This is a genomic window from Oleiphilus sp. HI0061, assembly GCF_001635675.1.
The window spans coordinates 1-400 of sequence record NZ_LWFE01000757.1; the positions used below are offsets into that span (position 1 = coordinate 1).

At 44.5% G+C, this 400-nt stretch carries 1 pseudogene; it reads right to left on the reverse strand.

The features are described from left to right. A pseudogene (locus A3735_RS09315) lies at positions 1–198 on the reverse strand (hypothetical protein); the annotation flags it as partial. Positions 199–400: the final 202 nt, after the last annotated feature.

Consider the following 400-nt stretch of genomic DNA (forward strand, 5'->3'; position numbering starts at 1 on the left):
CTGACGGTCAAGTGGTTTGCGATCTATCCAGGAAATACTAAACAAACGAATAGCTAGAGCAACGAGTATGGGGAAAACCAGGGTAGTTGCCGTTATCGATTCCAATAAGGGGCAGACTTGGCCGCCATATAGCATAAAAGCAATGGCTGCTAGCAAATAATGTGCGGCCACTCGTCTCTCAACTTTCACATGCCTCATAGTTTATTTCCCTGGATAAGCAGACCGAGCCACTGATGTAATTCGCGGCTATATTATTGTGACAAATTCTATCGCTAGAAGTTTAGTGGATATATAACAAAGTACTTTCCCATATATACGAAGCTCCCAACATTTAGACTTTGTGCTGCTCATAGCGTGGACGCTCGGCTTTGGCGTCAAACCACTCTGACTTGGACTCACA